Source organism: Halosimplex rarum (assembly GCF_047715405.1).
Taxonomy (GTDB): Archaea; Halobacteriota; Halobacteria; order Halobacteriales; family Haloarculaceae; genus Halosimplex; species Halosimplex rarum.
This window is the reverse complement of sequence record NZ_CP180412.1, coordinates 2,461,885-2,487,001: the sequence shown is the minus strand read 5'-3', so window position 1 is coordinate 2,487,001 and position 25,117 is coordinate 2,461,885. Positions and strand designations below refer to the sequence as shown.

General features: G+C 68.7%; 27 protein-coding genes and 1 other RNA gene. 17 read left to right on the top strand and 11 right to left on the bottom strand.

Features of this window, described 5'->3' with window-relative positions; translation table 11 throughout:
* Nucleotides 1–49 precede the first annotated feature (49 nt).
* Nucleotides 50–412: a winged helix-turn-helix transcriptional regulator gene (locus tag ACMGFH_RS11980; protein WP_415378675.1), complete on the top strand. Its 363-nt coding sequence runs from the start codon at nucleotides 50–52 to the stop codon at nucleotides 410–412.
* Nucleotides 413–840: 428 nt separating this feature from the next.
* Here ACMGFH_RS11980 and rnpB read toward each other — a convergent pair.
* Nucleotides 841–1,188, bottom strand: an RNA gene (gene rnpB / locus ACMGFH_RS11975) — RNase P RNA component.
* 107 nt (nucleotides 1,189–1,295) lie between these two features.
* Between rnpB and ACMGFH_RS11970 the strand changes: the two genes are divergently transcribed.
* The 4 genes from ACMGFH_RS11970 (at nucleotide 1,296) to ACMGFH_RS11955 (ending at nucleotide 6,488) form a co-directional block, all read left to right on the top strand.
* Nucleotides 1,296–3,125, top strand: a complete 1,830-nt coding sequence (locus ACMGFH_RS11970; RefSeq protein WP_415378674.1) for an Hvo_1808 family surface protein — start codon at nucleotides 1,296–1,298, stop codon at nucleotides 3,123–3,125.
* A 9-nt stretch (nucleotides 3,126–3,134) separates the two neighbouring features.
* Entirely contained in the window at nucleotides 3,135–4,493 is a 1,359-nt protein-coding gene (locus ACMGFH_RS11965; protein WP_415378673.1) for an Hvo_1808 family surface protein, read from the top strand.
* 486 nt (nucleotides 4,494–4,979) lie between these two features.
* Nucleotides 4,980–6,173 carry a nicotinate phosphoribosyltransferase gene (locus tag ACMGFH_RS11960; protein WP_415378672.1) on the top strand — a complete coding sequence of 398 codons (1,194 nt, stop codon included), beginning with the start codon at nucleotides 4,980–4,982 and terminating at the stop codon, nucleotides 6,171–6,173.
* 72 nt (nucleotides 6,174–6,245) lie between these two features.
* Nucleotides 6,246–6,488 (top strand): SelT/SelW/SelH family protein, encoded by a 243-nt coding sequence (locus tag ACMGFH_RS11955; protein WP_415378671.1) that lies wholly within the window; start codon nucleotides 6,246–6,248, stop codon nucleotides 6,486–6,488.
* Nucleotides 6,489–6,530: 42 nt separating this feature from the next.
* Here the strand turns inward: ACMGFH_RS11955 and ACMGFH_RS11950 are convergent, their stop codons facing one another.
* Nucleotides 6,531–7,532, bottom strand: a complete 1,002-nt coding sequence (locus tag ACMGFH_RS11950; RefSeq protein ID WP_415378670.1) for an arsenic resistance protein — start codon at nucleotides 7,530–7,532, stop codon at nucleotides 6,531–6,533.
* Between the two features lie 167 nt (nucleotides 7,533–7,699).
* Between ACMGFH_RS11950 and ACMGFH_RS11945 the strand changes: the two genes are divergently transcribed.
* From ACMGFH_RS11945 to ACMGFH_RS11930, 4 genes are read left to right on the top strand one after another with little or no spacing between them, the layout of a single operon-like run.
* Nucleotides 7,700–8,980: a hypothetical protein gene (locus ACMGFH_RS11945; protein WP_415378669.1), complete on the top strand. Its 1,281-nt coding sequence runs from the start codon at nucleotides 7,700–7,702 to the stop codon at nucleotides 8,978–8,980.
* Between the two features lie 47 nt (nucleotides 8,981–9,027).
* Nucleotides 9,028–9,600, top strand: coding sequence for a cysteine hydrolase family protein (locus ACMGFH_RS11940; protein WP_415378668.1), 573 nt, complete (start codon nucleotides 9,028–9,030; stop codon nucleotides 9,598–9,600).
* Entirely contained in the window at nucleotides 9,601–10,143 is a 543-nt protein-coding gene (locus tag ACMGFH_RS11935) for a GNAT family N-acetyltransferase (RefSeq protein ID WP_415378667.1), read from the top strand.
* Nucleotides 10,140–10,676 carry a DUF4385 family protein gene (locus ACMGFH_RS11930; protein ID WP_415378666.1) on the top strand — a complete coding sequence of 179 codons (537 nt, stop codon included), beginning with the start codon at nucleotides 10,140–10,142 and terminating at the stop codon, nucleotides 10,674–10,676. Before ACMGFH_RS11935 ends, ACMGFH_RS11930 begins: the two co-directional genes overlap by 4 nt.
* A 15-nt stretch (nucleotides 10,677–10,691) precedes the next feature.
* On the opposite strand, the gene ACMGFH_RS11925 is transcribed toward ACMGFH_RS11930, so the two are convergent.
* Nucleotides 10,692–11,594: a hypothetical protein gene (locus tag ACMGFH_RS11925; RefSeq protein ID WP_415378665.1), complete on the bottom strand. Its 903-nt coding sequence runs from the start codon at nucleotides 11,592–11,594 to the stop codon at nucleotides 10,692–10,694.
* A gap of 120 nt (nucleotides 11,595–11,714) precedes the next feature.
* On the opposite strand from ACMGFH_RS11925, the gene ACMGFH_RS11920 reads away from it, so the two are divergent.
* The 3 genes from ACMGFH_RS11920 (at nucleotide 11,715) to ACMGFH_RS11910 (ending at nucleotide 14,554) form a co-directional block, all read left to right on the top strand.
* Nucleotides 11,715–12,413, top strand: a complete 699-nt coding sequence (locus ACMGFH_RS11920) for a biotin/lipoate A/B protein ligase family protein (RefSeq protein WP_415378664.1) — start codon at nucleotides 11,715–11,717, stop codon at nucleotides 12,411–12,413.
* Nucleotides 12,414–12,491: 78 nt separating this feature from the next.
* Nucleotides 12,492–13,064 (top strand): RDD family protein, encoded by a 573-nt coding sequence (locus ACMGFH_RS11915; RefSeq protein WP_415378663.1) that lies wholly within the window; start codon nucleotides 12,492–12,494, stop codon nucleotides 13,062–13,064.
* Nucleotides 13,065–13,138: 74 nt separating this feature from the next.
* Nucleotides 13,139–14,554 carry a dihydroorotase gene (locus ACMGFH_RS11910; RefSeq protein WP_415378662.1) on the top strand — a complete coding sequence of 472 codons (1,416 nt, stop codon included), beginning with the start codon at nucleotides 13,139–13,141 and terminating at the stop codon, nucleotides 14,552–14,554.
* A gap of 30 nt (nucleotides 14,555–14,584) precedes the next feature.
* On the opposite strand, the gene ACMGFH_RS11905 is transcribed toward ACMGFH_RS11910, so the two are convergent.
* The 3 genes from ACMGFH_RS11905 to ACMGFH_RS11895 form a co-directional block, all read right to left on the bottom strand.
* On the bottom strand, nucleotides 14,585–14,980 hold the full coding sequence (locus ACMGFH_RS11905) for a hypothetical protein (RefSeq protein WP_415378661.1): 396 nt from the start codon (nucleotides 14,978–14,980) through the stop codon (nucleotides 14,585–14,587).
* Between the two features lie 61 nt (nucleotides 14,981–15,041).
* Nucleotides 15,042–15,434 carry a hypothetical protein gene (locus ACMGFH_RS11900; RefSeq protein WP_415378660.1) on the bottom strand — a complete coding sequence of 131 codons (393 nt, stop codon included), beginning with the start codon at nucleotides 15,432–15,434 and terminating at the stop codon, nucleotides 15,042–15,044.
* Between the two features lie 64 nt (nucleotides 15,435–15,498).
* Nucleotides 15,499–16,368 carry a DUF5806 family protein gene (locus ACMGFH_RS11895; protein WP_415378659.1) on the bottom strand — a complete coding sequence of 290 codons (870 nt, stop codon included), beginning with the start codon at nucleotides 16,366–16,368 and terminating at the stop codon, nucleotides 15,499–15,501.
* A gap of 119 nt (nucleotides 16,369–16,487) precedes the next feature.
* Here ACMGFH_RS11895 and ACMGFH_RS11890 point away from each other — a divergent pair, with 119 nt between their 5' ends.
* A complete protein-coding gene (locus tag ACMGFH_RS11890) occupies nucleotides 16,488–16,937 on the top strand; it encodes a hypothetical protein (RefSeq protein WP_415378658.1) in 450 nt (149 codons plus the stop codon).
* A gap of 3 nt (nucleotides 16,938–16,940) precedes the next feature.
* Nucleotides 16,941–17,645 carry a hypothetical protein gene (locus ACMGFH_RS11885; RefSeq protein WP_415378657.1) on the top strand — a complete coding sequence of 235 codons (705 nt, stop codon included), beginning with the start codon at nucleotides 16,941–16,943 and terminating at the stop codon, nucleotides 17,643–17,645.
* 15 nt (nucleotides 17,646–17,660) lie between these two features.
* On the opposite strand, the gene ACMGFH_RS11880 is transcribed toward ACMGFH_RS11885, so the two are convergent.
* The 4 genes from ACMGFH_RS11880 to coxB all read right to left on the bottom strand — a co-directional run bounded on the left by ACMGFH_RS11880 (nucleotide 17,661) and on the right by coxB (nucleotide 22,682).
* Nucleotides 17,661–18,845: an LEA type 2 family protein gene (locus ACMGFH_RS11880; RefSeq protein WP_415378656.1), complete on the bottom strand. Its 1,185-nt coding sequence runs from the start codon at nucleotides 18,843–18,845 to the stop codon at nucleotides 17,661–17,663.
* Nucleotides 18,846–18,953: 108 nt separating this feature from the next.
* On the bottom strand, nucleotides 18,954–19,235 hold the full coding sequence (locus ACMGFH_RS11875; RefSeq protein WP_415378655.1) for a cytochrome C oxidase subunit IV family protein: 282 nt from the start codon (nucleotides 19,233–19,235) through the stop codon (nucleotides 18,954–18,956).
* Between the two features lie 4 nt (nucleotides 19,236–19,239).
* Nucleotides 19,240–21,792 carry a cbb3-type cytochrome c oxidase subunit I gene (locus tag ACMGFH_RS11870; protein ID WP_415383241.1) on the bottom strand — a complete coding sequence of 851 codons (2,553 nt, stop codon included), beginning with the start codon at nucleotides 21,790–21,792 and terminating at the stop codon, nucleotides 19,240–19,242.
* Nucleotides 21,793–21,827: 35 nt separating this feature from the next.
* The gene (gene coxB / locus ACMGFH_RS11865; protein ID WP_415378654.1) at nucleotides 21,828–22,682 is read right to left on the bottom strand and encodes a cytochrome c oxidase subunit II; all 855 of its coding nucleotides are present in this window, start codon (nucleotides 22,680–22,682) and stop codon (nucleotides 21,828–21,830) included.
* A 135-nt stretch (nucleotides 22,683–22,817) separates the two neighbouring features.
* Here coxB and ACMGFH_RS11860 point away from each other — a divergent pair, with 135 nt between their 5' ends.
* The 3 genes from ACMGFH_RS11860 to ACMGFH_RS11850 all read left to right on the top strand — a co-directional run bounded on the left by ACMGFH_RS11860 (nucleotide 22,818) and on the right by ACMGFH_RS11850 (nucleotide 24,523).
* Nucleotides 22,818–23,351, top strand: coding sequence for a DUF6789 family protein (locus tag ACMGFH_RS11860; protein ID WP_415378653.1), 534 nt, complete (start codon nucleotides 22,818–22,820; stop codon nucleotides 23,349–23,351).
* A gap of 106 nt (nucleotides 23,352–23,457) precedes the next feature.
* Nucleotides 23,458–23,661 carry a hypothetical protein gene (locus ACMGFH_RS11855; protein WP_415378652.1) on the top strand — a complete coding sequence of 68 codons (204 nt, stop codon included), beginning with the start codon at nucleotides 23,458–23,460 and terminating at the stop codon, nucleotides 23,659–23,661.
* 79 nt (nucleotides 23,662–23,740) lie between these two features.
* On the top strand, nucleotides 23,741–24,523 hold the full coding sequence (locus ACMGFH_RS11850; RefSeq protein WP_415378651.1) for a creatininase family protein: 783 nt from the start codon (nucleotides 23,741–23,743) through the stop codon (nucleotides 24,521–24,523).
* Between the two features lie 52 nt (nucleotides 24,524–24,575).
* Here ACMGFH_RS11850 and ACMGFH_RS11845 read toward each other — a convergent pair whose 3' ends face one another.
* Nucleotides 24,576–25,058, bottom strand: a complete 483-nt coding sequence (locus ACMGFH_RS11845) for a DUF5790 family protein (RefSeq protein WP_415378650.1) — start codon at nucleotides 25,056–25,058, stop codon at nucleotides 24,576–24,578.
* Nucleotides 25,059–25,117 lie beyond the last annotated feature (59 nt).

Sequence of the window (25,117 nt, the reverse complement as noted above, 5' to 3'; positions counted from 1 at the left end):
CTTCGGAGAGCAAAGTTATTAAACTGTCAAGTCCAAAGTATCGAATCAGATGCGCGAATCCGAAGCGATGGCGGAGACGGACTGTGAGTGCACGGATCCGGCGTGTCACTGTCTGCTGTCGGAGCCGATGGCGCTGCTCGGCCGCAAGTACGTGATGGATATCGTCTGCGTCGTGGCGAACCACGGGACGGTGCGATTCGGCGATATCGAGGGCCATCTCCCGGACGCGAGCACGTCGACGCTGTCGACGCGCCTGGACGAGCTCGTCGAGGCGGGGCTGGTCGAGCGCGAGCGCTACGCGGAGATCCCGCCGCGAGTCGAGTACGAACTCAGCGACGAGGGCGAGGAACTGGGCGAGCGACTGCAACCGCTTGTGGAGTGGGCGATCGAGCGCGGCGAGGAGTGCTGTTAGGAGTCGTCGATCGCCCGGTTTCTGTCGAGTGAGTTGTGGAAGGGAGTCGCCTGAGCGCGACCGCAGGATACACTGTGAGTTGAAAGCCCTCAGCGCGCTCGCGGCCGCTGAGCGAGATATCCTCACTCCGTTCGGATAGTGCCCGCTCAGACGACTCCGCTCACTCCGTTCGCCGCGAGCACGCCTCGCCCTTTCAGTCCGCCAGGAAGACAGCAACCGCACAGCACTGCGCCTCGTACCTCCCCAGCCGATTCGCTCCCTGCGGTCGCTCATCCCTCGCACGAGTACGTCGCGGCACGGAGGCCGCGACAGCGCGCGCCACCGCGATCGTTCACTCCCGTGAGCTGTCCCGAGCGGTCGTTTCGGGGGGTTCTGAAAACTTACTGAATGCGGGCGCTGAGCGGAGCGGTCGCTCGGCGGTGTGAGACGGCTGAGGGGAGTAAGCCCCCTTCTGTTCGGCCCGGCATTCGGCTGAGCGTCCGCGCCCTGTCCGGGCTACCTAGCGGCGTGGACTTGCACCGGTGAGGATTCGCCGTTCCATCCGTTCTCCGCTTTCTACCCTCGGTGGGTTAGCTCCCCGTCGCTTCCCGGCGAGGCCGGTCGCTTCGGGTTCGCACACCTCATCGGTCGGGCGGAGCGGTCTCGTTTCTGTTCCAGCGCCAGCGGTCTCCCGCTCCGGGTTTGCACCCGGTCACCTGCCCGGACGGTGGGGGGACTTTCCTCGTGCACCTTGCCCGAATCGGGTGCCGGAGCACGGAGGCCGGGCTCCCTCTGCCACCCGAGCGTAGACGGCTCCGACGATTAAGGCCGTCGGTCCGCTCGCCCCCTCGCCGTCCGACAGTGCGGCGATTTTTATGGGAGCCACCCGATAGCTCCGGTAGACATGCGTTCCGCCCTCTCCGTAGTCGTCGTCGGGCTCGTGCTGTTCTCGACGCTGGCCGCCGTCCCCGTCGCCAGCGCCCAATCGGCACCAGACGCGACGACCGACCGACCCTCCGACGCGAGTGGTATCGACGGCGAAGCCGCGAGCCAGGCCGGCGACGACTGCGCGCCGGTGGCCAACGGGAGCGCCCCCGAGGACCCCGAAAACGACACCCTCGGCTGGGAGAACGGCTGCTGGTACAACGAGTCGATCGAGGTGACCCGGTCGGACGGGCTCAACGACACCGAGCTCGACGCCGTGGTCTCCCGCGCGATGGCCCGCGTCGAGCAGGTCCGCGACCTTGAGTTCAACGAGACCGTCCCCGTCGAGGTCATCTCTCGCGAGGAGTTCCGCCAGAGTAACGCGACCGGCGGGAACTACTCGGTCAACAACAGCCTCCACCAGAACGTCAAGTGGGAGGCAATGCTGATGGTCGGCGAGGACACCGACGCCATCTCCGTCCAGCAGTCCAACACGGGGTCGTCCGTCCTCGGCTACTACAGCCCGCGCCAGGAGCGGATCGTCATCGTCTCCGAGAACGCCACCTCTCCGAAGATGAACGAGGTGACCCTCTCGCAGGAGCTGTTCCACGCGCTGCAGGACCAGCGGTTCAACCTCTCCTCGTTCAACCAGACGACGCGCGAACTCCACAACGCGCGCGACGGCATCATCGAGGGCGACGGGAACCTCGTCGACTCCCTCTACCAGGAGCGATGCGAGGCCGAGTGGAACTGCCTCATGCCCCAGACCGAAAGCGGAAACGAGGGTGGTCAGCCTGACATCCACTACGGAATGTATTACCTCACCTTCCAGCCCTACAGCGACGGCCCGAAGTTCGTCGACCAGATCTACAAAGCCGAGGGCTGGGAGGGCGTCAACGCCGTCTACGAGAACCCGCCAGCGAGCACGGAACAGACCATCAACCCCGAAAAGTACGGTGAGGACGAACCGACGGACGTGACGTTCACCGACCGATCGAACGAGGAGTGGTCGGTTCCGAACCTGGAGAACGGGACCGTCGACTACGCCCAGTTCGGCGAGGCCGGGCTCGCGACGATGCTGTTCTACCCGACCATTGCCTCGGGCGGACAGGCATCGCCGGTCGTCAGCGCCCGTTCGTTTATCAACTACACTAACTATCCGGAGGTCAGTTCCTACGACCCGCTCAACTACACGACCCGGTACACCGACGGCTGGGACGGTGACCGGCTCTACCCGTACGTGACCGACGACTCGGCCGAGACCAACGAGACGGGCTACGTCTGGAAGACCGTCTGGGACTCCGAGAAGGACGCCGCCGACTTCGTCGAGGGCTACTCGATGCTGCTCGACTACTACGGCGCCGAAGCGGTGGACGACCGCGCGAACACCTACCGGATCCCCGACGGCGAGTACGCCGACGCCTTCTCCGTCAACCACACCGGGACGACGGTGACGCTCGTCAACGCGCCCTCGGTCGAGGAACTGAGCGAGGTCCGCGCCGGCGCCGCGCCGGAGGACAGCGGCGGCGGGGAGGAGACGCCCACCGACACCGATACCGAGACAGACGAAGGGACCGACGTGACGACGACCGAAGCGGGCGGCGAAGAGACGGCGACGGACGGACCGACCGACGGAGGCACCGACACGTCGACCGCGACGCCCATCCCCGCCGACGGCGGCATGGACGGCGGTGACGGCGACTCGACCGACGCCCCGGAGACCACCGCCGGCGACGGCCCCGGTTTCGGTGCTGTGCTCGCCATCGCGGCACTCGCCCTCGCCGGGCTGACGCTGCGCCGACGGGAGTGAGTCGCCTCGATGGGACTCCGAGCACCTGAATCGACTCGCGCGCAGGCCGCGCTCGCGGCGGTCGTCGTCGTCGCGCTCCTCGCCGGCTGCACGGGGCTGGAGTCGCTCGGCGGCCATCCGCCGGGCGACCCCGATGACGACCGGCTGGGCTGGGAGAACGGCTACTGGTACGACGACGAGGTGAACGTCACGCCCGCCGACGGCTACAACGCCAGCGAGCGCGAGGCGGTCGTCGCCAGGACGATGGCCCGCGTCGAACAGATCCGCGAACTGGAGTTCAACGAGACCGTCCCCGTCGAGGTCATCTCCCGCGAGCAGTACCTCGAAAACCGGACCGGCGGCGGGAACGGATCGAGCACGTACGAGCGCTGGAACGACCAGGTCTGGGAGTCGCTGTTCATCGTCGGCGAGCGCTCGTCGTACTCGAACAGCTCCGACGAGACGCTGAGCCAGAGTATCCAGGGCTACTACTCACCCGGCAAGGACACCATCGTCCTCGTCAGCGACTCCGAGACCCCCACGATCGACCGAGTGACGCTCGCGCACGAACTCGTCCACGCGCTGCAGGACCAGCACTTCGGCTTCGGCGCCGAGGGCGAGACGCAGGACCAGCAGCTCGCCAACCGCGGCGTCACCGAGGGCGACGCGCGCTACGTCGACGCGATCTACCGGAACCGCTGTGACACTCGGTGGTCGTGCATCCCCGAGCCGTCCAGCGACGGCGGCGGTGGCGGGTCGAGCGGCAGCGACTACAACCGCGGGCTGTTCCTGACCATCTACACGCCCTACGCCGCGGGGTCGCAGTTCGTCGACGACGTCCGCTCCGACGGCGGCTGGGACGCCGTCGACGACCTCTACGACGACCGCCCCGACAGCACGGAACAGCTCATCCACCCCGAGTTGTACCCCGACGAGGAACCCGTCAACGTGAGCGTCGCCGACCGCTCCGGCGGCGAGTGGCGCCGCTTCGACCGCGACCCCGTCGCCGACACCGTCGGCGAGGCGTCCATCTACGCCATGCTCGTCCACAACGGCGCCGTGAACCCCGAAAACCGCTACGGCTACCAGTCCGCGCCCTCGGCCGGCTGGGGCGGCGACAGCGTCGTCCCCTACACCAACGGCTCGGCCGGCGGCTACGTCTGGAAGTCCGTCTGGGACTCCGAGAAGGACGCCAGGCAGTTCCACGAGGCCTATCTCGACGTACTGGACGAACACGACGCCCGGAATCCGCGCGGAAACGTCTACGTCGTCCCCGAGGACAGCCAGTTCGGGGACGCCTTCCGAGTCGTCCGGAACGGCGATACCGTCCGGATCGTCAACGCTCCCACCACCGACCAGCTCTCCGAGGTCCACTCGCGATCCGGTTGAGTTCGAACCACGGCGGAAATCGGCGCTGTCGCGGTGACCGCTCCCGGTGCCAGCAATCAGAACAGCGTGAAAGCCCCCGGACGCTGCGGTCCCGCGCCTTGGTGCGCGTGGTCCGAGAGAGCTTCGCTCTCTCGTCATCACGAAAGACGGCTGCGCCGTCTTTCGAACGACTTCGCTCACTGCGTTCGCTTCAGTGCTTGCTACGGCGGGGTTCCCGCAGCGCCCGGCCCCTTTCAGTCCCTCCCGCGTAGACTGGTCGGCCAGCAGAAACGGGTGGGACTGAAAGGGGCGACTGGTTCGACGAAGGACGACGAAGCAAGCACCGCAACGAGCGGAGCGAGTGAGGAGCGCAGCGAGGCGCCCGAGTCGAACCAGTCGGGGCTTTCACGCTGTTCGCGGCGGTGCCGGCGTTCTCAATACTACTGGAGGTTCCAGATCCACATCGAACGCGGACAGTTTTTCACGGTCGCCTCGGTACACCACGGCATGACCGACGAGTCGGGCTTCGACATCGTGCCCCCGGAGGCCATCGCCGACGGGCGAGCCACCGACGCCTACTTCGACCGGACGGTCGAGACGCTGGAACACGCCGACCGCAACCCCCACGTCGTCGCGGAAGTGACTGCCGACCAGTTCCCCACCGGCGAGTGGGAACTGCTGGCGGGCGTGAAAGACGCCGCGCGGCTCCTGGAGGGCCGCGACGTGGACGTCGACGCCGTGCGGGAAGGGCGGCTGTTCGACGGCGGGCCCGTGATGCGCATCGAGGGACCGTACCTGGAGTTCTGCCGCCTGGAGACCGCGCTGCTGGGCTTTCTCTCCCACCCGACGGGGGCCGCGACCGCGGCGCTCGAAGTCCGCCGCGCCGCGCCCGACTCCACGGTGCTGAGCTTCGGCTCGCGCCACGTCCACCCCTCCATCGGCGCGATGGTCGAGCGGTCGGCCCTGCTGGGCGGGCTCGACGGGTTCTCGAACGTCGCCGCGGGCGAGGTGATCGGCCGCGAAGCCGGCGGGACGATGCCCCACGCGCTCGTCATCTGCTTCGGCCGCGGCGAACAGGAGGCGGCGTGGCAGGCGTTCGACGAGGCCGTCGGCGAGGACGTGCCGCGGATCGCACTCGTCGACACCTACAGCGACGAGGTCGACGAGTCCGTCCGCGCCGCCGAGGCGGTCGACGCGCTCGACTCGGTGCGCATCGACACCACGTCCTCGCGCCGCGGCGACTTCGAGCACATCATCCGAGAGGTGCGCTGGACGCTCGACGCCGAGGGGTTCGAGGACGTGGGGATCTTCGTCAGCGGCGGGCTCGGCCCAGGAGAGCTGGTCGAACTCCGCGAGTACGTCGAGGGCTTCGGCGTCGGCAGCCACGTCAGCAACGCGAACCCGACGGACTTCGCGCTGGACATCGTCGAGGTCGACGGCGAACTCGCGGCCAAGCGCGGGAAGCTCACGGGGAAGAAGGAAGTCTTTCGGACCGACGACGGCGGTCATCACGTCGCGCTGGCCGCGGACGAAGCGCCGGACGACGCCGAGGCGCTCCTCGAACCGCTCGTCCGCGACGGCGAGGTCGTCCGGGAGTTCGACCTCGACGCGGCCGTCGACCGCGCGGCGGCGGACGCGGAGGCGGTCGGGTTCGAGGCGTCCGTCGGCGACGACGTCTCGGAGCCGGGATCCGGGGACTGATCTCGGACGTACCGGCACGTCCGTCCGCCACGTCAGCGTTTACCAGTAGCGGGGCCGAACGGCCGTACGAACATGACGACAGTCGAAATCGAATACTGCGTTCCGTGTGGCATGCGCGACCGCGCTGTCGACCTGCAGACCGCGCTCCTGGAGGAGTTCGGTCAGGGCGTCGAGGCCGTCTCGCTGGTGACCGGCGACGACGGCGTCTTCGAGGTCCGAGCGGACGGCGAGGTCGTCTTCGACAAGGAATCCGACGAGTACGACGTCGAAGCTATCGTTGACGCGGTCGGCGACCGCGTGAGCACGGCCGCCTGAGCGCGACAGCCCGGCAGTCGAACCCACTCTTTCCGGCGCTCCTCAGTCACCGCGAGCGGCGGCCGGCAGCGAGAGCCGGCCCGAGGCGTCGGGGACGAGCCACGCGGGGACGACCCGCGTGAGGACGACCATCCCGCAGAGTTCGACCAGCGTCTGGGTCACGACGACGGCGGGCGCGAGTTCGTAGCCCGCCGGGAGCGCCAGCGCGAGCGGCAACACGACCAGCGAGTTCCGCGTCACCGACGTGAACACGAGCGCGCGCCCGGAGCCGACGTCCAGCCGGAGCCGACCCGCGACCACGCGGGCCAGCAACGGCATGGCGACGAGGAAGGCGACGTATATCGGCACGACCGCCGCGATCTGGTCGAACGAGTCGCGGACTCGCGGGAGCTGCGAGGCGACGACGACCAGCAGCGTCGCGGCCATCATCGGAACCGGGAGCCACCCCGCGGTATCCTGGAACCGGCGACCGCGTTCGGAGCGTTCTGCCCACGCCTCCGTGACCCAGGCCAGCGCGAGCGGCAGCGCGATGAGAGTGAGAAACGCCTCGACGAACGGGCCGGGCTCGATGGCGGCGGCGACCTGCCGGCCCATGAACAGCCAGAGGTACGCGGGGAGCAGCAGCAACTGGACGACCATCAGCGCGGGCGTGACCGCGGTGACCTGCCCGCTGTCGCCGCCCGCGAGTTCAGTGAACGCGATGACGTAGTCGATACACGGCGTCAGCAACACCATGTAGACGCCGACGAGCACGACCGGGTCGGCCGCGAGAAACCGGGTCAGCGTCCACACGACCGCGGGGACGACGAGGAAATTCATCCCCAGCGCGGCGGCCAGGAACCGGCGGTCCGCGAACGCCTCGCGGAGCCTGACGAACGGGACTTCGAGGAAGGTGACGTACAGCAAGACGACCAGCACCGGCTCGATCAGCGCCTCGAACGTCGAGTCCTGCGCGGGCCGGCCGAGTCCGAGCGCGACCGCCGCCAGCACGGCGACCGCGTAGACGGCGACCTGGTTGCGCGCGAGCCAGTCCCGTCCGCTCATGGGTTCGCTGCGGGGGCGACGAGCAAGGGACTGTCGGTCGACGCGGATTGGATCGAATTAATGAGGGACTGTGGCCTGTACCGTACCGTGAACGACCCCACGAGAGCCTCGGATCGACCGCGTTTCGACAGTCGAACGGCCGTCGAACGGACGGGGCGAACGGACCGATGACCGGCGAGACGGACGCTCGAGAGCCGGCCCGCCTGGCCACGTTGGACGTCAGCGCTGCGGGCGGGCGGCCGAAGGTACTGCTCGGCGACCTGACCGGCGACGGCCGCATGGAACTGCTGTTCGTCCAGGGCGACGACATCGACGCCACCTACGACCCCCATCAGGTGACCTCGCTCACCGCCATCGACCTCGACGGCGAGGTCCGCTGGCAGGTCGGCGAGCCGGACCCCGAGGGCGGCAGCCACGGCGCCGACTTCCCCGCGCAGATCTGGGATTTCGACGGCGACGGCGCGAACGAGGTCGTCTGCGTGATGGCCGACGAGTTCCGCGTGATCGACGGGGCGACGGGCGAGATCCAGCGGACGGCCGAACTGCCGGCCCCGCAGGCCCACGACTGCATCGTCCCCGCGAACCTGACCGGCGGCGATGGACGCCACGACCTGATCGTGAAAGACCGCTACCGGCAGGTCTGGGCGCTCGACTCGGAATTCGAGACGCTGTGGACGCACGAGGGTAACACGGGCCACTACCCCTGGCCGCACGACGTCGACGGCGACGGCAGCGACGAAGTGATGGTCGGCTACTCGTTCCTCGATTCGGACGGCGAGACGCTGTGGACGGCGGACATCCCCGACGAACACGCCGACTGCATCTGGGTGGCCGACCTCGACGAGGACGGCGACCCCGATATCGTCGTCGGCGAGGGCGGCGTGTACGCCTACGCGCCCGACGGAAGCGAGCGCTGGCGAAACCGTGAGCCCAGAGAGGTCCAGCACATCGCGCCGGGCAACTTCCGCGAGGACGTCGACGGGTTGCAGGTCGCTGGCCTGGACCGCATCGTCCGCGGCGGCCCCGACCAGACGGGGCAAGACGGCATCTTCGTCGTCGACAGCGAGGGCGATATGGTCTGCACCGAGGATCGGGATCCCGGCGGCTGGCTCACCATCGTCGAACCGATGACCGCCTGGGACGACGCGGATCTGGACTACATCCTGGCCTGGCGCCGCGGCGGCGGGACGAACCCGACGCTGTACGACGGCCACCTCGACCCCGTCGTCACCTTCCCCGAGGACGGCTACCTGATCCACGGCGACCTGCTCGGTCGCGGCACCGAACAGGTGATCGTCCTCGACGACGGCACCGCCCACGTCTTCGGCGACGAGGAAGTCAGCCTCGACGCGCCCGGCGACGGCCCGCTACCCCAGCCGAAACGGCTGGCCAACTCGACGCTGTATCCCGGCGGCGAGCGACCGGACGGACCACTCCACGACGTGTAGCCGGACGAAACCGCTTTTTGCGAGAGCGGTCCTACACCCGGGTAGTCATGCAACTCGACGCCGATTCCGCGGCGGTCGTCGTGGTGGACATGCAGAACGGCTTCTGCCACCCCGACGGCAGCCTCTACGCACCGGGCAGCGAGGAGGCCATCGAACCGGTCGGGCAGGTGGTCGACCGTGCGCGCGACGCGGGCGCCGAGGTCGTCTGGACCCGCGACGTTCACCCGCCCGAGCAGTTCGAGAACGCCCACTACTACGACGAGTTCGACCGCTGGGGCGAGCACGTCCTCGAAGGCTCCTGGGAAGCCGAGGTCGTCGCGGAACTCGAACCCGCGGACGACGACCTGGTCGTCGTGAAACACACCTACGACGCCTTCTACGAGACGCAACTGGAGGGGTGGCTCGACGCCCACGATATCGACGACCTGGTGATCTGCGGGACGCTCGCCAACGTGTGTGTCCTGCACACGGCCTCCAGCGCCGGTCTGCGCGACTTCCGCCCCGTCCTCGTCGAGGACGCCGTCGGCTGCATCGAGGAGGGCCACCGCGAGTACGCGCTGGAGCACGCCGACTTCCTCTTCGGCGAAGTGACGCCGCTCGACGACATCGAGTTCACCTGAATGGTCCGGGACCCCTCCGAAACGCTCCGGCGGTACGAACCGCGCGACCGCGACGCGGTCTGGCACCTCCACCGGACGGCGCTACGCGAGGCGGGATCGAACCCCGAGGACGTGCCGAACAGCGACGATATCCGGAACGTCGAGGGGAACTACATCGACGCCGGTGGCGAGTTCCTCGTGGTCGAGCGCCAGGTGCCCGAGAATGCAGCGGGCGAGATAGTCGCGATGGGCGGCCTCGCCGTCGAAGACGCGGAGATTTCAGCCGGCGCGGGGGAACTCTTGCGGATCGCAGTCCGCCCCGACCACCAGCGAGCGGGGTACGGGCGTGCTATCGTCGCCGGACTGGAAGACGCGGCCCGGGAACGCGGCCTCGACCGGATATTCCTGTGGACGGCACAACGCCAGCGGTCCGCGGTGGCGTTCTATCGGTCCCGGGGCTACGAGGGAACCGACCACCGGACGGAGGGGGAGTACGAGCTGCTCCGGTTCGAGAAATCGCTCGACGCCGGCGGACCAGAGACGCCGGGACAGGCCGACGGATGAGCGACCCCGTCCGCGGCGAGATCACGGAAGTCGAGGACGGCCCCGAATGGGACCTGAATTTCCGCGAGCACCCCGAGCGCTACCGGCACACGCCCGACGAGCGCGGCGCGTTCAAGATCGAGCCGTACAAGAGCGAACTCTTGCCCGAGTGGGGTATCGCGACGCTGGCAGACGCCGAGGACGGCGCCGAAGCGATCTACGAACGCTACTGCCGGTACCGGGCGGCCGACGACTTCGTCGGGATGGACGTGGCCCGGAAGTACCTCCAGATGGGGTGGACGCGGGCGATGCGCTACGCGAAGTACCCCGGCGGGAACAAGTATCGGACCGACGACGACAGCGAGGCGCGAAGCGCCTCGAAAGCGAGCGGTGAAACCGCGAGCGGCAACCGCGTCGAACGCGAGCCACAGGAATGGTACGACCCGGAGAAACGGGAGATAGCGCTCGTCTACAAAGAATATCTCGATGGGGTGCGCGGCGACGAAGCGTACGAGCGGGCGAAACGCGAGCATCGCGAGCGCTACGGGGAGTAGCCGTCGGTGGCTTGATTACGGATCACGGGTTTCGATGGAGACCGTCACGTCCGTCCCGACCGGCAGGTCGACGGACTCGCCGACGAGTTTCACGCCCGCCCGGTCCCGACCGATCGCGAGCGCGATGCCCGTGACCGGGTCGCCGTTGGCGAGGACGGTCACGTCGCTCCAGGCCACGTCGCGACCGTCTGCGCGGCCGACTCGCTCCCCGGCGAGAAACACGTCGCCAGCGTCCGAGTCGGCGCGTCGACACAGCAGGCCGCCACCGTCGTAGTGGGGGAGCCCGCCGTCGAGGACGCCCACTCGCTCGCCGTCGCCGTCCGTGACGGCGAGACCGGCGAACCGCTCGCCGGGCGCGGGATGGGTCGGCGAGTCGATGACTGCGTACGTCTCGCCCGCGGCGACGACGGTGCCGGTCCCGTCCCAGTCGATCGCGTCGATGCCGAGCGCGGGATCGAGTTCGAGCGGGAGCGACCCCGCGGCGCGGTGATAGTCGGCCCCGTACTCCCGAAACCCGAGGTGGAGGTGGTTCGCGACCCACGGCGCGAAAAACCCGGCGCGGACGAGTCTGCCGAGCGAGTCGCCGACTGCCACGGTATCGCCCGCCGCGACTGTGGGGTCGACGTGCAAGAGACGCGCGACGCGTTCGCCGGTGTCGACGAGGATCAGGTGGTCCTCGTCGGCGGCGTAGGGCCGCGAGGGGGCCGTCACCGTCCGCGTTTCGAGAATCTCGCCGGCGACTGGTGAGGGCGCGTCGACGGGCGGGCCGTCTTCGGGATTCGGGCGGACCGTCTCGCCGTCGCTATCGCCGGGGTAGAGGTCGACGGCACAGCCCCGGTCGTGCGCCGCGAACGGGGAGTTGTAGAGGGTGAATCGCGGGTAGCGCGACAGTACGTCGGCGGACAGCGTGACGGCCATCGGCGGTGGTTCGGCCGTGACCCTCATTACGGTCCCGTTCGCTCACGTCGCGTCGTCCGTTCGGCTCCGTGCCCGTCGAAGCACCGCTGCGGTTTTCGGCTTCGGGACCCAACCGCCGCTATGCGCGTCTACCGCGGTCGGGCCGACACTATCGAGGCCGACCGCGCTGTCTCGGATGAGTTGGTCGACCGGGTCGCCTCCGACGGCGAGCCGGCGGTCCGCGTCTGGCGACCACACCGGCAGGTCGCCTTCGGCCGCCGGGACGTGCGGGCGGACGGATACGAGGAGGCCCGGGACATCGCGGAGGAGCGGAAGTTCCCACCCGTCGAGCGCGAGGTCGGCGGGCGCGCGGTCGCCTACACCGGGTCGACGGTCGCGTTCGCACGCGTGACGCCCGTCGAGGACGTCCGATCCGGGCTACAGGACCGCTACGACGCGGCGACCGCCGATCTGATCGCCGCACTCGACGAACTCGGCGTCGACGCTAGCGAGGGCGAACCGCTCGATTCGTTCTGTCCCGGGACGCACTCGGTCCAGGCGGACAGCAGCGGTCGAGCGCGGAAACTCGCGGGGCTGGCACAGCGCGTCCGCGCCGACGCGGCAGTCGTCGCCGGCGTGCTCCTCGTCGCCGACGACGACGAGATCGCGGAGGTCCTCGACCCCGTCTACGCGGCGCTGGACGTTCCCTTCGATCCCGAGACCGTCGGGAGCGTCGCGCGAGCGGGCGGCCCTTCGGCGCTCGAATCAGTGATCGACGCCGTCGAGCGCGCGCTCGTGGGCGCGGAGCCGGACGGTGTGGAGCGAGTCGACGAGGAGTGACGTCCGCGGACGGTCCGAGTGAGCGGGGCCTGTGATTCCAGCGACACATTCATTCATCTCAGGATACAACTTTTCAGTATGCGACTCACACTCCGCCGTCCGGATCCTCGAATCGGTACGGAAGACGACGTCGTCGCCAGCCGTGTCGCCGCCTTCGCCATCGACCAGCTCCTCGTGGTCGGCCTCCTCGTCACCCTCGGGTCGTTCGTTCTCGGTGTCGCGGGCGCAACGCTCGGTGCCGGCGTGGAACTGGGCATCGTCGAGGCGCCACTTTCGTCCCTCACCGGCGGGACGGGAGCCGAGTTCGCCATCGCCGCCGCGGCTGCGGTGTTCGGCGTTGCCTGGACGGCCACGACCATCGCGTACTTCACGGTCACGGAGGGCGCAATCGGCGCGTCGGTCGGGAAGCTCCTCCTCGGGTTGGTCGTCGTCGGGACCGACGGCTCCCCGATCGGGTACCGGACCGCGTTCGTGCGTTCGGTCCTGCGAATCGTCGACTCTCAGCCGGGGCTGTACGTCCTCGGGGTCGGCTCGATGCTGATCAGCGACCGGCGCCAGCGCGTCGGCGACCGCGTCGCCGGGACGGTCGTCGTCGCGGCCGACCGGCCGACCAGCGCGCCGAGCGAGTCGGCGAACGGAACGCCGGTCTGAACGGCGACCGCTCGCGAGAAGTCGGGGGCGCCACAGTCCGGGAGATTTAGGGCCACGCGCGTCAGAGGTGGGGTATGCTATTCCGGAACGCGACGCTCGCGGACGGACGCCGCCGGGACGTCCGCGTGTCGGGCGAGACGATAGCGGCGGTGGGTGAGGGGTTCGAGGCCCGCGACGGTGAACGGGTCGTGGATGCGACGGGAAAACGCCTCCTCCCGGGGATGATCGACGCGCACGTCCACTTCCGCGAGCCCGGCGGCTCGCACAAGGAGACGTGGGAAACGGGTTCCCGTAGCGCCGCCGCCGGCGGCGTGACGACCGTCGTCGACCAGCCCAACACCTCGCCGCCGACCGTCGACGGCGCCGCCTTCGACGAGAAGAGTGACCTCGCGGCGGCCTCGCTGGTCGATTTCGGTCTCAACGGCGGCGTCACCGCCGACTGGGACCCCGACTCGCTGTTCGACCGCGACGTCTTCGCCCTCGGCGAGGTGTTTCTCGCCGACTCGACGGGGAACATGGGCATCGAAGAGCCGCTGTTCGTCGACGCGCTCGCGGAGGCCGACGCCCGCGACGTGACCGTCACCGTCCACGCCGAGGACGCCAGCCGCTTCAACGTCTCCGCGAAGGAACGCGACGACGCCGACGCGTGGAGCGCCTATCGGACCGCACGCGCGGAGGCCGCGGCCGTCCGCCGCGCCTGCGAGGTCGCTCTCGAGCGCGAGACGCGGATCCACATCGCCCACACCTCCACGCCGGAGGGCATCGACGCCGCGAACGAGGCGGGGATGACCTGCGAGGTCACGCCCCACCACATGTACCTCTCCCGGAACGACCTTCGCGATCTGGGGACCCACGGGCGGATGAACCCGCCGCTCCGACGCGAGAAGCGCCGCCAGCGCGTCTACGACCGCGTCGTCGAGGGTCAGGTCGACATGATCGCGACCGACCACGCGCCCCACACCGCCGAAGAGAAGGACGCCGACATCTGGGACGCGCCCTCGGGCGTCCCCGGCGTCGAGACCGCGCTCCCGCTCCTGCTGGCCGACGCCCGCACCGGCGCGCTCACCTACGAGCGCGTCCGCGATCTGACCGCCGCCAACCCCGCCGACGTGTTCGACCTGCCATCGAAGGGCCGCGTCGCGGAGGGGATGGACGCCGACCTCGTGCTCGTCGACCCCGGGAAGACGTATCCTCTCCGCGCCGACCGCCTGCATACCAAGTGCGACTGGACGCCGTTCGAGGGCCGCGAGGGCGTGTTCCCGACGATGACGCTCGTCCGCGGGACAGTCGTCTACGAGCGCGACCCCGACGACCGACCGGGCGGCGAGAGCGAGTCCTTCGGGGAACCTGTCGGCGAGAACGTCCGTGCCGGCGAGGACGACGGTGGCGATGACACTGACCGCACCGTCCGCGGCAGTCGGGAGACCGAATCTATCGCGGATCTGGCCGCGGAAGTCGTCGAGGAGTCGCCTGACGACGACCGTTCTTGATCGCGCTTCGAGTCCGCCGGGTCGCAGTTCTCAGATAGCCCGGTTGTTCGCGCCATCGAGCCGCGACTCGGGAACGGGCCGGAGAACGCCGAAGACGACTCGATAGGCCAACAAACCGACGCCCATGCCGGCGAGGACGACGCTGACGACGGTCAGGACGACCATGTCCGTCACGACGACGACGGCTCCGCAGACGGCGACCGCCGCGACGACGCCGACGATCGCGAGTGCGTAGCGGTACCACTCGTCCACGTCGACGACCCGGTGTTCGTCGGCGTAGACGGTCGCGACCGTGGCGGCGAGCGCTGCGAGACCGAGCCACCACCCCTCGCGGAGACCCGCGACGCCGACGTTCAACAGCCCGAGCAGTATCCAGGCGACCCCCATCCCGCCCTCGAAGAGAACGACTCGCCGGGCAGCGTCCATACGAGCCGATACGCCGCTCAGGTGATAAATCGGTGGGCGGGTTTCCGGTCCGGGAGTCACATCAGAGCCACGACCTGCCGCGGTCCCGTTCCCGGTCGAGTCGCGCGTCGGGAACCCGTCCGACGACGCCGAAGACGAGCCGGTTGAGCGCCATGCCGGCGCCCATGCCGATCATTCCGAGCGACAGGGCGGCGGTCGAAAGACTGTCGCTCGCCGCGCTCCAGACGATACCGGCCATGGCGAGCACGCCGACGCCGGCCAGCACCCATACGCCGGTGCGACTGCGGTCCGACGCGCCGAGCAGCGTCGCCGTGACTGCGGCCGCGAGCGCGGCAATCCACCATTGATCGACCGTGATCTCGGTGTCGACCCCGGACAGGCCGCCGCTGATGGCCGCCATCGCCGCGATGAGGAAGTCCTGCAGGACGACCGACCGCCCGCCTGAATCTATCATCTGAACAACTGTTATACGGCCCGTGTGATAGGCTTTCGGTCGCGACCGGGCCCGCGCGTCTCGCTCACTGGTCCGCTTCGATGTCGTGGCCGCACTCGGGACATGTCATCTCGTCGTGGCGCAGCGCGGTCGAGTGCTCGCGCACTTCGCGCATCACCTCGGAGATCTCGTCCTCGGCTTCCAGTTCCTCTTCGACGGTGAGTTCGACGCCCTCGACTTCGAGGAGGAACTTCGCGACCTCGGTCGCCTCGTACATCACGTCGTCGAGCTCCTCGGCGGTGAAGAAGTCGCACATCGCGCCGTAGAGGAAGGTCGCACCGGCCTTCCGGACCTTCTCCTCGAAGGAGGCCCTGGCCTGGTTGACCGCCTGCGGCGTGTACGTGTCGGTCATGAACGGGACGAGTTCGGGCAGGTTCTCGCCGATCTTCGTCATCTCGACGCCCGTCTCGGTTCGGAAGTCGGCGCACAGGCGCGCGATCGCCCACTCGCGGGCCGTGATGTATGTGCGGTCGCGCAGGAAGTCGTTCGCGCGGTCGTAGGTCCCGCCGTCGATCTTCTTGAAGCGGTCGTACTTCTGGACGTCCGGGGGGACGTCCGCGGCGGGCGAGTCCGCTGGGCCGTCAGCGGGTTGATCCCCAGCCGTCGAGTTCGACGGTGACGCCTCCGACTGCGGATCGGCGGTCGCATCTTCGTCGGTCGCGTCGTCGTCAGCCGTCTCGTCCTCGGTCTCAGTCGTCACGTCGTCTTCGGGTTCGGCGGTCGCGTCCCCTCCGGCGTCGGTTGCAGTGGCGTCCGTCGCCTCGTCCGTCCGCGTGTCGGCTGTCTCGTCGCGGTCGGCATCGTCCGTCCCCTCGGCGCCCGTTCGACCCTCGGGGTCGGGCGACGCCCGCTCGGTGGCTTCCTCGCCCTCGCCCGTCGCCGGTTCGTCTGTCATGCTCTCCACTCTGTCGGCGCCCCGAAAAAGAGTGTCGGCGTCGCTCGTCGGCCCAGCGTGTCCGGAATTCCTCTCGGTTTTCGTAAACGAATAATTATAACGATCCGGTGGGAAGTGGTGTGCAGACACGTACCATGGTCAACACGGCGTACCTGGCGAGCACGGTGGTAACGGCGCTCCTGGGGGTCGGTGTGGTCGCCCTGGCGCTGCGGTCGCGCCGCTGGCACCACTACGTGCCCCTGGCCGCGTACCGAGAGGTGGGCGCCGACGGGAGCCGTCCGACGTCCGGACTGGCCCAGATCGCCGGGCGCACGAGCACCTGGACGGCGCTGTACGTCGTCCTCGTGCTCGGGTTCATGATCGGCGCGATGGCGTACGCCAGCGGTGCCATCACCGGCCCGGCGGTAATCGGCGCGGTCGTCGCCCTCGTCGCCTCCTTCCTCGTCGTCGGCATCTACTTCGCCATGCGGGAGCACGGTCGCCCGAGCGCGCAGGCGGCGGCCGGGAGCGCCGTCGCGACGGGCATGCTGTTCGTCCTCGCGATCACCGTCGTGCTCGTCACCAGCTGAGCGATGGCGCACTCGACCCGGGACGGTGCCCGGCACTGGCCGAGCGGGACCGGCGTGCTGGCCGCGGCCGTCGCGCTCGAGGGCGTCCTCGTCGTCGGCTACTTCCTCGCCACCCCCGGCAACGTGACCGTCCCGCGCTACGTCATCTACCCGTTCGTCTGGATCAACGCCGTCCTCGTCGCGGCCTACCGGACGCCGATCCCGCGGGCCCCGCCCCGTCGACACCTCCTCGCCGGCGGCCTCGCCGCCGCCTACTTCCTGCTGCTCGCCAACTGGGCGGGACTTGTCGGGCTGACCGTCGGCGGGCACCACCCGATCCCCGAGGGCGTGCTGGGCCTCAGTGTCGGCGCCGGGTCCCCAGGTTGGGGACGCGTCCGACTCATCACGCGCGTCTTCTACGTCTCGTTCGTCCCCTACCGCGTGATCGGGTACCTCGGCCTGACGTACCTCGTGTACGCGGCTATCGTGGACGCCAGCGGCGTCGTCGCCTCCGGCGCGCTCGGCTTCGTCTCCTGTCTCAGCTGTTCGTTCCCCATCGTCGCCTCGGCCGTCACCGGCCTGCTCGGCGGGTGGGTGACCCTCATGTCGACGGCCGTCGCCTACTCGGTCGACATCTCGACGCTGGCCTTCCTGGCGTCGGTCGCCCTGCTGTACTGGCGTCCCGGGTTCCCGTCGTTCCGGCGAGACACGGGGGACGCGGCGGAGTGAAAAGACGGAGGGCGGTCAGTTCCCGGTCGGGACGGCCGGCGGTTCGCAGGTCGACGTGCTATTTTGACCGTCGACGAGGATCGCGGTCTGGAAGGCGCAGTCGTAGGTGATCGGCGAGTCGCGCGGGAAGCGGAACTCGCCGCCCGTCACCGGGTTCGCGAAGACGACCTGGAACTGGGCGCTCACCGCGGTCGCCTCGGCGCCTGGGCCGGCGTCCTCGCGGACGTGGCTGGTGAACCAGTCGTCGACTCTGTCGTTGTCCATCGTCACGGTGTAGGTGACCTCCTCGGTCTCGCCGGGCGCGATGACGTCGTCCTCGCCCGCGCTCCCCGCCGAGAGCGCGCCGCTCTCGGCCTCGAAGGTCCGCACGTCGTTCATGTCGACGCTGACGCCGATCCCGTCGGGCGCGGCCGCGACCGGTACGTCGCCGGGGTTGTGGACGAGCATGTGGAACCGGACGGTCGTCTCGTTCTCGCTGACCTCGCCCCAGGTCGCCCAGCCGCGTTCGACCTCGTAGCCGACGGTCACGGTGTCGCTGTCGCCCAGCGTGTCCCCGAGCAGGGAGTCGTCCACTTCGCTCGCGCTCACCGACTCCGTGTAGGTGCCGCTGGTCTCGTTGACGGAGGCCGAGAGCGCGTCGATGACGGGCGTCGACTCGTTGAGCATCGTCCGCTGGCGCCGCACCTCGTGGGGTACCGTGCCGACCGGCGTGTTCACGTTCACCGTCGCGTTCACGTCGAGAGCGACGGTCTCGTCGGCGCGGACGTACGCGACCCACCAGTCGGACAGCCGCTCGTTGATGAGGTCGGTCCGCAGCTCGGTCGTGCTGTTGCCCTTCGGCACTTGGATGTCCGACTTCGTTCCCTCCGCGAGCAACACGTCGTTGAGGACGATGTCGTACTCGGCCGTGACGGCGTTGCCCAGCGAGACGCCGATGGGGTTGGGGTTGTCGACCCAGACGGTCGTCACGATCTCCGTGCGCTCGTCGGTGACCTCCCCCCAGTCGCCGCGGTCGGCCAGCCCGGCCGACGGCGCGCCGACGATCCCCAGCAGGTAGAGGACGAGCACCAGTCCAACGAGTCCCGCCAGCGCGACGCCGATCCGCCTGGGCCAGGTGGCGACCAGTGCCCCCAGGCGCGACCCGCCGCTCCCCCCGTTCGTGCCGCTCGATCCCGAATCCGCTGAACCGGCCTCTGACATGGCTGTCGGCACAGTAACCGTGAACGGGATAAACCCTGGCGATCACGGCCGAACTGGTTCGGCTGGGTGACAGGAACGGCGGCCGGCAGCGGCAGAATCGCCCGCGGCCTACAGGATCGAGTAGGCCGCGGCGGTCGTGAGTGCGAGCGCGACGAACAGGCCGCCGAGCATCAGGTAGGTGACCGACCGGGGTTCCCACCGGAGGTGCATGTAGTACGTCGCGACGACCGTCGCCTTGACGAACGACAGCACGAGGATGATCCCGAAGGCCGTCCAGTAGGTCCCCGGCGCGTCGAAGTCGACCAGGCCCGTCTGTTCGACGAGCGCCTGGGTCGTCGACAGCGCCATCAGTACCACGAATATCCCGGTGTAGAGTTTGAATCGTGTCATGGTTCTAGAGGATGTAGAACAGCGGGAACAGGAACAACCAGACGATGTCCACGAAGTGCCAGTACAGCCCGAAGTACTCGATGGAGGTCTCGTCGTCGCCGAGGTACGCGCCCTTCATCGCCCGCGGGATCATGTACATGAGCATGATCAGGCCGACGATGACGTGGGCGCCGTGGAGCCCGGTGGTCAGGTAGAACGTCGACGAGGCGACGTTCGTCCCCACGTTCCAGCCGTCGGGGAACGCCTCCGTCGAGATGTGGAACAGGTGCTGCCACTCCAGGCCCTTGTTGATCAGGAAGCCGACGCCGAGCAGCCACGTCATCGAGAGGGCGGCCACGACGCCCCGGCTGCTGTTCTTGTGCGCCGCGACCAGCGCGAGCACGACCGCGAAACTGCTCGCCAGCAGCAGGTACGTGTTGACCAGCCCGGGGAACGTGACGTGGGCTTCGGGGACGAACGCGTGGTGCCAGTGCATCCAGCCGTTGGCGACCCGCAGGAACAGGTACGAGCCGATGAAGCCGCCGAACAGCACCACGTCGGAGGCCAGGAACGTCCACATCCCCAGCTTCATGTTCTCCACTCCCCCGAAGGGCCACTGCTCGGCGACCGTGGGCTCGGGCACGTGGAACGACTCCTGAGCCATGCCGACGAACCCGACGGCGCTCAGGACGCCGCCGGTCCCGGTCAGCCAGTAGTAGGCGCCACCTTCCTGGATGCCCGAGACGCCGAGGAACGTGAGGAAGCCTGCCAGGCCGATGATAAACGGCCAGATGCTCGCGTGGTCGGCGTGTTCCTCCCCGGCGTGGGCCGTCGCCCCGCTCGTCGCGCTCGGGGCGACGGCGTCGGGGCCGGTGACCAGCGCCCCGCCGCTGCCGGCGGTCGCGCCCTCCGCGCGGACGCCGCCGTCGGGCCGATGGCCTGACGAGGTCTCGCTCGCGTCGCTCGCGAGACCGCTGTCGGACCGGGTCGAACTGACCCCGTCGCCGCTGCCGTCGGCGGTCAGTTCCGGCTCCTCGCGGAAGGAGAGCTTGCCGCCGGCGTAGCTCGGTTTGCCGGGGAAGTTCTCCAGGGGCGGCGGCGAGGAGACGGCCCACTCGGCCGTGGTGGCGTACTCCCAGGGGTTGTCGCCGACCTCCTCGCCGGTCGCCACGCTCTTGAACAGGTTGTAGAACATGACGAGGAACGAGGCCCCGAGCAGGAACCCGCCGATCGTGGCGACCTGGTGCCAGCCGGAGAGGCCAGGCGCGTAGTCGAACACGCGCCGCGGGGTCTCCCAGGCGCCGAACATCGGGAAGTACAGCAGGTTGAACCCGACGAAGTACAGCCCGAAGTGGAGTTTCCCGAGGAACTCGTCGTACATCCGGCCGGTCATCTTCGGGAACCAGTAGTAGATGCCCGCGAACAGCCCGGTCGCGCCGCCGACCATCACGTAGTGGAAGTGCGCGACCACCCAGTACGTGCCGCGGAACTCGTAGTCGAGGACGACCGCGCCGAGGAAGACGCCGGTGATCCCGCCGATGATGAACAGGATCAGCGCGCCGAGCGAGAAGAGGAACGGCGTCGTGAATCTGATGCGACCCTTGATCATCGTGTAGATCAGCGAGAAGACCATCAGGTCGAACGGTAGCGAGATGCCGATGGTCGTGACCATGAACAGCGTCTTGATCTCCAGGTTGATCCCGGTGAGGAACATGTGGTGCATCCAGACGACGAAGCTCTGGAGCGCGACCAGCACCATCGCGAGGACGAACCACTTGCGACCGACGAGCCGTTGGCCGGTGAACGTCTGGAAGCACTCGGCCATGATGCCCAGTGCCGGGAAGAAGACGATGTACACCTCCGGGTGGCCGAAGAACCAGAACAGGTGCGTCCACAGCAGCGTCCCGCCGTCGGCGGTGAAGTAGGTCACGCCCAGCAGGTGCTCGGCGCCGAGGATCATCAGCGCCGCCAGCAGCGCGGCGAAGGCGAACAGCATCATCCACACCGTCAGCAGGATGGACATCGAGAACATCGGCAGGTCGCGCATCCGCAGTCCCTCGGCGCGCATGCGGTACATGGTCGTCAGGAAGTTGACCGACCCCATCGTCACCGCCGCGATGAACATGATGAGCGCGAGGACCACGGTGGTCCCGCCGATGTTCGGCATGTAGGTAGGCACGTTCAGCGGCGCGTACATCGTCCAGCCGCCGTCGAAGGTGCCGCCCTGGAAGAACGAGGCGATAAAGAGGAGCCCGGAAAACAGGTACGCCCAGTAGCTCATCGCGTTCAGTCGCGGGAACGCGAGGTCGTCGGCCCCGATCTGCAGGGGGACGAGGTAGTTCGCGAAGCCGAAGGCGAACGGCGAGATGAACCAGAAGACCATCAGCAGGCCGTGCGCGGAGACGGCCTGGTTGTACGCCCCCGCGCTGAGGATGGTCTCGCCGGGCCCCCACAGCTGGACGCGCATCAGCATCGCGAGAACGCCCCCGAGGACGAGGAAGAACAGCGCCGTGATGGTGTAGAGGATGCCGATGTCCTTGTGGTTGGTCGTGACGAACCAGCGCCTGACCGAGCTCATCGGCGGGAAGTCGTGCCCGCCGGCCTCCCCGTGACTCACGGCGCACCACCCCGTACTGACGCGACTACTGCACCGGGATCAGCGAGCGCACCCGGCGAAGCCGGACCGGTCACGGCCTGCGCCGACTCGTTCCCGGCGGTCTCGTTGCCCGCCGCGCCCGTTCCGGCCGTCTCGTTCCCGCTCGGCTCGGCGTTCGCGTACCACTCCTCGAAGGCGTCGGGTTCCATCGCGACGACTTCGGCGGTCATGCCGGAGTGGCCCTCGCCACAGATCTCGTAGCAGTTGGCCTGGTACGTGCCGGTCTCGTTGGCGACGAACCAGGCGTTCGTGGTCTGGCCCGGGATCGCGTCGGCCTTCGTCCGGAGCTCTGGTATCCCGAAGTTATGGAACACGTCCTGCGACGTCACAGAGAGGTTGATCACCGTGTCCGTCGGCACGTGGAGCGTGCTCGTCTGCGCGCCGTTCGAGTAGGTGAACTGCCAACCGAAGCGGAAGCCGTCGACCTCGACGTTCATCACCTCGCCGCCGTTCTGCTGGACCTCCGTCGGCTTCCCCTCGACGTACAGCAGCGACGCGTACGTCCAGATAACCAGCGAGAGGACGATGAGCGCGCTGATACCGAACGAGAGGAACAGTTTCTTGCCCTTGCCGCCCCCTTCGGGGAGCTCCCCCAGTTCCGGCCGTTCGACGTCCGGCGCGGGGTCCTCGTCCTCGCGATACCGGTACTTGTACGCGTTGTACAGCGTGTAGGAGATGACGACGACTCCGACCAGGGTCCCCAGGCCCAGGAACACGACGAAGATGCTGTTGAACACCTCCGCCGGCGCCCTGATCCCGCTGGTGCCAGCGAGCACGGTGTCGCCGACCACCGGTCCACCGGATTCTACCATATTCGATCACCAACGATCCAATCGCTCTTATCGTTTGGGGGACGTTGGCACGTGTCTTTTTCAGGCGATCGAACACGTTCGTCGGTCGCCCTATCCGCCGAGGGTTTTTTGCCCGCTGCCGTGGTACGTGATTACATGCCAGACACGCGCGAGATCGACGACCGGACCGTCGACGAGGAGGAGTTCGACGACCCGGCGGTCAGGAACGACGACTTCGACCGGCTGTTCGGGATCATCGCGGACGGCGTCGTCGGGGCGGCCGGGGGGCTCGTCGGGACGACGCTGATGACGGTCGTGTTGCTCATCGGCGAGTCCTTCGGCGTGTTCTCGCGGTCGTCGTTCGCGACGGTGACCAGCATGGTCGGCCTCGACGGCGTGTTCCCCGAAGTGACCGCGGGCTACGTCATCTTCGTCCTCGCCGGGATGTTCCCCTGGCCGCTGCTGTTCGCCTCGCTCAAGGAGTACCTCCCGGGCGCCGAGGACCCGGTCCACGGGATCTTCTTCGGGACCGCGCTGTGGACCGGCTTCGTCTTCGCGTTCTACGACGGCTATACCGGTCTCGCCCTCGTCGGCTACCTCGCGGTGACTCTCGTCGCACACTGGGTGTACGGGATCGGCCTCGGTGCCGTCTTCGAGTACCTCTCGACGCGCCCCGACACGCTCGTCTGACCCCGATCCGGCGACGCCGTCCGGACGCGTCTACGGGGTCGCCCCGTTCGCGGCACCCGTCAGGGCCGATACGACCGTTTTTGTGGGGATAGGTCCTAGCGTCCCCATGGTAGACAAGGGAGAGCTCCTCGAACTCGCCGCGCACTACGTCGTCATCCTGGTCATCGTCACGATCGCGCTGGCCGCCATCCAGAGCGTCGTCGACCTCGGATTCTGGGCCGAACTCGCCGTCATCGTCGTCATCGTCGCGGTGTACCGTCCGGCCGTCAAGGCGCTGGGGATGGAGCCCAGCGCGTGGCACAGCGAGTGACAGCGAACCGGTCGCGGACCGCTCGTCCGCGTCGCCGTCGGGCCGCACCGCTTAACCTCCGGCCGCGCGAGTGGCCGATATGCACCTCTCGGAGTCGACGTGGACCGACGCCGACGCCGTCGAGACGGACCTCGCGCTCCTGCCCGTCGGGAGCACGGAGCAGCACGGCCCCCACGCGCCGCTCGGGACGGACGCGCTCACCGCCGAAGCCGTCGCCGAGGCCGGCGCCGACGCCTACGACGGCGAGGTCGTCGTCGCCCCTGCCATCCCCGTGGGCGTCGCGGAGGAACACCGCCACTTCGCGGGGACGCTCTGGGTCAGTGAGGACACCTTCCGCGACTACGTCCGCGAGACCGTCGACAGCCTCGCCCACCACGGCTGGGACCGCGTCGTCGTCGTCAACGGCCACGGCGGCAACGTCGCGCCGCTCCGCGAAGTGTGCGGCCGCGTCACCCGCCACGACGACGCCTACGCCGTCCCGTTCACCTGGTTCGACGCCGTCTCGCTCGACCGGGACTGGACGGGCGACCCCGACGCGCCACCCGTCGACCTCGCGGAGATCGCCATGGGCCACGGCGGTCCCGTCGAGACGGCGCTCGTGCGCGCGGTGGCGCCAGACCTCATCCGCGACGACCGCCTCGACGACGCCGCGGCGGGCGCCGCCGACGGCTGGGGCGAGTGGGTCGCGGGCACGAACCTCGCCTACGACTCGGCCGAGTTCTCGGAGAACGGTGCAGTGGGCGACCCGCGGGGCGGGTCCGCCGAACTCGGCGCGTGGCTCCGCGAGCGGTCGGCGGAGAAGGTGGCGACGCTACTGGACAGCGTCGCGGCGCGCGATCGGTCGCGTTCGGACGATGACTGACCCGCTCGCGGACTCGAAACGGGATTGAACGGCGACCGCGTCTGCGTCGGTCTCAGGCCTCTGCTTCGTCCGCGTCAGCGTCAGCGTCGGCGTCGGCTTCGGCCTCGCTCTCGTCTTCGGCGTCGGTGTCCGCTTCGTCGGCCGCGTCGGCGAACTCCTCCAGCGCGCTGCGGAGCTGCGGGACAGTGCTCGCGAGATCGCTGACCTGCTCGTGAGCGTCGCTCACGTCGTCGAGCACCTCCTCGACGGTCTCGATCTCCTCGGCGAGGTCGTCGGCGTCCTCGAAGGCGTCGGCGCGCTCGCCCATCGTGTACCACTTCTTGGCGTCGACGAGGTGGTCCTCGGCGTCCTCGATATCGAGCGCCGAGCGGAGCGCGTTGAGCACGCCCAGCGTGTTGTCGGCGTCGACCTCCCAGATGTCGTCGGCCTCCGGGAGCGCCGCGCGGGCCTTCCCGAGGCTCTCCTCCACGTCCTCGCGCATCTCGCTCGCCGCGTCCTCGAAGAGCTCGTCGTCGTCGAGCGTCGCTTGACTCATGGGTTTCCCTTCGGCCCCTGTCGGTTTAAAAACACGCCTGAAACTGAAAGTGAAAAGTG

What these genes read in the sequence shown, in the direction of transcription:
- ACMGFH_RS11980 (WP_415378675.1), top strand. Translation starts at nt 50, where the DNA reads ATGCGCGAATCCGAAGCGATGGCGGAGACGGACTGTGAGTGCACGGAT.
- ACMGFH_RS11970 (WP_415378674.1), top strand. Translation starts at nt 1,296, where the DNA reads ATGCGTTCCGCCCTCTCCGTAGTCGTCGTCGGGCTCGTGCTGTTCTCG.
- ACMGFH_RS11965 (WP_415378673.1), top strand. Translation starts at nt 3,135, where the DNA reads ATGGGACTCCGAGCACCTGAATCGACTCGCGCGCAGGCCGCGCTCGCG.
- ACMGFH_RS11960 (WP_415378672.1), top strand. Translation starts at nt 4,980, where the DNA reads ATGACCGACGAGTCGGGCTTCGACATCGTGCCCCCGGAGGCCATCGCC.
- ACMGFH_RS11955 (WP_415378671.1), top strand. Translation starts at nt 6,246, where the DNA reads ATGACGACAGTCGAAATCGAATACTGCGTTCCGTGTGGCATGCGCGAC.
- ACMGFH_RS11950 (WP_415378670.1), bottom strand. Translation starts at nt 7,532, where the DNA reads ATGAGCGGACGGGACTGGCTCGCGCGCAACCAGGTCGCCGTCTACGCG.
- ACMGFH_RS11945 (WP_415378669.1), top strand. Translation starts at nt 7,700, where the DNA reads ATGACCGGCGAGACGGACGCTCGAGAGCCGGCCCGCCTGGCCACGTTG.
- ACMGFH_RS11940 (WP_415378668.1), top strand. Translation starts at nt 9,028, where the DNA reads ATGCAACTCGACGCCGATTCCGCGGCGGTCGTCGTGGTGGACATGCAG.
- ACMGFH_RS11935 (WP_415378667.1), top strand. Translation starts at nt 9,601, where the DNA reads ATGGTCCGGGACCCCTCCGAAACGCTCCGGCGGTACGAACCGCGCGAC.
- ACMGFH_RS11930 (WP_415378666.1), top strand. Translation starts at nt 10,140, where the DNA reads ATGAGCGACCCCGTCCGCGGCGAGATCACGGAAGTCGAGGACGGCCCC.
- ACMGFH_RS11925 (WP_415378665.1), bottom strand. Translation starts at nt 11,594, where the DNA reads ATGGCCGTCACGCTGTCCGCCGACGTACTGTCGCGCTACCCGCGATTC.
- ACMGFH_RS11920 (WP_415378664.1), top strand. Translation starts at nt 11,715, where the DNA reads ATGCGCGTCTACCGCGGTCGGGCCGACACTATCGAGGCCGACCGCGCT.
- ACMGFH_RS11915 (WP_415378663.1), top strand. Translation starts at nt 12,492, where the DNA reads ATGCGACTCACACTCCGCCGTCCGGATCCTCGAATCGGTACGGAAGAC.
- ACMGFH_RS11910 (WP_415378662.1), top strand. Translation starts at nt 13,139, where the DNA reads ATGCTATTCCGGAACGCGACGCTCGCGGACGGACGCCGCCGGGACGTC.
- ACMGFH_RS11905 (WP_415378661.1), bottom strand. Translation starts at nt 14,980, where the DNA reads ATGGACGCTGCCCGGCGAGTCGTTCTCTTCGAGGGCGGGATGGGGGTC.
- ACMGFH_RS11900 (WP_415378660.1), bottom strand. Translation starts at nt 15,434, where the DNA reads ATGATAGATTCAGGCGGGCGGTCGGTCGTCCTGCAGGACTTCCTCATC.
- ACMGFH_RS11895 (WP_415378659.1), bottom strand. Translation starts at nt 16,368, where the DNA reads ATGACAGACGAACCGGCGACGGGCGAGGGCGAGGAAGCCACCGAGCGG.
- ACMGFH_RS11885 (WP_415378657.1), top strand. Translation starts at nt 16,941, where the DNA reads ATGGCGCACTCGACCCGGGACGGTGCCCGGCACTGGCCGAGCGGGACC.
- ACMGFH_RS11880 (WP_415378656.1), bottom strand. Translation starts at nt 18,845, where the DNA reads ATGTCAGAGGCCGGTTCAGCGGATTCGGGATCGAGCGGCACGAACGGG.
- ACMGFH_RS11875 (WP_415378655.1), bottom strand. Translation starts at nt 19,235, where the DNA reads ATGACACGATTCAAACTCTACACCGGGATATTCGTGGTACTGATGGCG.
- ACMGFH_RS11870 (WP_415383241.1), bottom strand. Translation starts at nt 21,792, where the DNA reads ATGAGCTCGGTCAGGCGCTGGTTCGTCACGACCAACCACAAGGACATC.
- coxB (WP_415378654.1), bottom strand. Translation starts at nt 22,682, where the DNA reads ATGGTAGAATCCGGTGGACCGGTGGTCGGCGACACCGTGCTCGCTGGC.
- ACMGFH_RS11860 (WP_415378653.1), top strand. Translation starts at nt 22,818, where the DNA reads ATGCCAGACACGCGCGAGATCGACGACCGGACCGTCGACGAGGAGGAG.
- ACMGFH_RS11855 (WP_415378652.1), top strand. Translation starts at nt 23,458, where the DNA reads ATGGTAGACAAGGGAGAGCTCCTCGAACTCGCCGCGCACTACGTCGTC.
- ACMGFH_RS11850 (WP_415378651.1), top strand. Translation starts at nt 23,741, where the DNA reads ATGCACCTCTCGGAGTCGACGTGGACCGACGCCGACGCCGTCGAGACG.
- ACMGFH_RS11845 (WP_415378650.1), bottom strand. Translation starts at nt 25,058, where the DNA reads ATGAGTCAAGCGACGCTCGACGACGACGAGCTCTTCGAGGACGCGGCG.